This is a genomic window from Acidiphilium sp. PM (genome assembly GCF_000219295.1).
Classification (GTDB): Bacteria; Pseudomonadota; Alphaproteobacteria; order Acetobacterales; family Acetobacteraceae; genus Acidiphilium; species Acidiphilium multivorum.
In genome coordinates, this window is the sequence record NZ_AFPR01000225.1 from 1 (window position 1) to 2,541 (window position 2,541).

Here is a 2,541-nt window from a genome sequence, read left to right on the forward strand (position 1 = left end):
ATCACCGCATCCCGCGTCGCCTCCAGCACGCGAAAGGCCAGCGCCTCCGACGACCGCAGCGCGGCCTGCATCCGCCGGTACGCCGTCACGTCCTGGGTCACGCCCCTGAGCCGCCTCGCCCTGCCGCCCGCCTCGCCGATCGGCTCCGCGTACGACACCACGTCCAGCGTCCGTCCGTCGAACGCGGTGAGCCGGTGCTGCACGCTCACCGGCTGTCCGGCCTTCAGCCCGGCGACAAACCGCCGCAGCATCAGCCGGCGATCGGCCGGCGGAAACAGCGCCCGCAACTCGTCGAGCGTCACCGGCCGGTTCCGCGCCTCGCCGCCGGCGAGCTGCCAGGTCTCGGGCGAGAAGCGGATCTCGCCGGCCGCAAGGTCCCATTGCCAGCTGCCGATCTGCGCGAGCCGGTGCGCGGCGGCCTGTTCGCGCGTGCGCTCGGCGAGCTGCTCGGCGCGAAAACGCGCCTCGGCCTTCTCCCGCGCCAGCTCCTCGGCAAGGGTGCGCAGCGTGGTGATGTCGGTCGTCGTGCCGACCATGCGCACCGGGCGACCCGCGATGTCGCGCTCAACCACCATGCCCCGGCTGAGAACCCATTTGTACGATCCATCGGCGCAGCGCAGCCGATGCTCGACCTCATAGCGCGCGGTCCTCCGGTCGAAATGGTCCTGCATCGTCTGCCGGACATAGTCGAGGTCATCCGGGTGGACGCGGGCATAGGCCGCCTCGATATGCGAGCGGGCCGGCATCTCGGCATAGCCCAGGATCCGCCACCAGCCCCGCGAATACCGGATCTCCCCGGTCACGACGTCGCGATCCCAGATCCCCGTTCCGCTCTCCTCCACCGCGAGATTGACGATGTCGGTGAAATCGTCGGGCCTGTTGCCGGCGAGCGTCATCCCGGCGGGAGTCCGGCCCGGCCAGCCTTGGCCCCGATGCCGGGCCGGCGGGATCTCATGATCGATCCAATGTTATCTGACCTGACCCGGCCGGGCATCGGCGCGCCGTCCGAGGCGGCCGGCAGCGACCGCCGCATCCGGCCGCGCCGGCTTCATGGCGGCGCGATCCGGTCGTCTGTATTGAACAGACTCACATCCCAACGAACAAAAAAGCATAAACAAGCCTATTCATGTGCCGGCATTCCGGGAGCTGTTGATCCGAACTGTTCCACCATGGCGGATTCGTCTTGTTTTTGCGGCACAATAGTCGAATTGCCCAAATTTTGTCATTTTTTTTAATAAAAAGCAATTGCCGAAGCCGCAACAGAAAATCAAACGCGCCTCGCCACGCCGGTTTCCGAAAAATCATGGTCTAGACTGTAGCCTTTTCAAACCGGGTCCGCATCGGCGCGCAAGGTGCGGGTCGCGGAAGGCGGCATCGCCACCGCGCGACGATACGCCGATGCCGCAAGCGCGCCAACCGGGGCTTTCCCGGCATCCATTCCAATGTCGCGCCTTAATCGAAAATTAACAGGCGCATGTTACATTTTTCCGTATCGGGAAAATCCACGAGGCGCGGTTGCACTGGCGAATGACCTGCATCGGACCAACGCAAGCCGCGGCGCGGACCTGCCATGCCGCAGGGTGCCGCCAGCCTCGCCCGGGCGCACTTCCCGCGCCGATTCGCAAAAGCCGATTGTTCCGGAGGTAGAGTGACAGCAGACAACGCCGCCTTGGTGGCATGGACGGCGCGCGTAGCGCAGGCAACACGGAAGCTGCTGCCGAAAGGCGGCGACCTGGCCTGGCTCCTGCGCCAGAGCATGCATACGCATTTCCAGCGCCTCGCGGTGCTGCCGGTGTTCGGCCTGTCGCGCGGGCCGGTCCGCGTGCTCGATGTCGGCGCCGGCACCGGCGCCCTGTGCCTCGACCTTGCCTGGATGTGCGGTCCCGAAGCCCGGATCACCGCCGTCGACAACGACGCCCACGGCCTCTCGCTGCTGCGGGACCTCGCCGCCGCGCTGCACCTCGCGGTCGATGCCCGGCTGGCCGACGCCTATGCGCTGCCGGTCGAATCCGCCAGCCAGGACCTCACGCTGAGCCGCTTCCTGTTCCAGCACCTCGAACGGCCGGAGGCCGCGCTCGCCGAAATGGTCCGCGCCACCGCCCCCGGCGGCCGCGTCGCGGTCATGGAGGTCGATGACGGCGCCTGGTTCTCCTACCCCGACGAACCTCCGGCCCTGGAGCGGCTGAACGGCGCGGTCCGGCAGTTGCAGGCTTCGGTCGGCGCCGGGCGGCAGGTCGGGCGGCGTCTCTACCGGATGTTCCGCGCCGCCGGGCTCGCGGACGTGCAGGTGCTGGCCGTCCCGCGCGTGCGCCTCGGCCTCACCTATGGTCGCGATTCCGAGCTCGAAACGCATCAGAAGGACTTCTACCTGAACCAGCGCGACCGTCTGATCGGCGCCGGGCTGATGACCGCGGCCGAATTCGACGAGGCGATGCGGGCGCTCGATGCCAGCTTCGCCGCCGACGATTTCGGCTTCGCCTGCGAATTCGTGGCGATCGGGCGGGTGCCCTGACCCGGCGCGCCGGGCCGGCCCGCGTCCTC

General features: G+C 68.0%; 3 protein-coding genes. 2 read left to right on the top strand and 1 reads right to left on the bottom strand.

The window, feature by feature from the left end; translation table 11 throughout:
• Positions 1-896: PAS domain-containing protein (locus APM_RS21480; protein WP_007423267.1), on the bottom strand; the 896-nt coding region annotated here is incomplete at its 3' end.
• A 57-nt stretch (positions 897-953) separates the two neighbouring features.
• On the opposite strand from APM_RS21480, the gene APM_RS20375 reads away from it, so the two are divergent.
• Both APM_RS20375 and APM_RS10090 read left to right on the top strand, forming a co-directional pair.
• Positions 954-1,235: a hypothetical protein gene (locus APM_RS20375; protein ID WP_007423268.1), complete on the top strand. Its 282-nt coding sequence runs from the start codon at positions 954-956 to the stop codon at positions 1,233-1,235.
• Between the two features lie 413 nt (positions 1,236-1,648).
• Positions 1,649-2,512: a methyltransferase domain-containing protein gene (locus APM_RS10090; protein ID WP_241763137.1), complete on the top strand. Its 864-nt coding sequence runs from the start codon at positions 1,649-1,651 to the stop codon at positions 2,510-2,512.
• Positions 2,513-2,541 lie beyond the last annotated feature (29 nt).

What these genes read in the sequence shown, in the direction of transcription:
- APM_RS20375 (WP_007423268.1), top strand. Translation starts at nt 954, where the DNA reads ATGATCGATCCAATGTTATCTGACCTGACCCGGCCGGGCATCGGCGCG.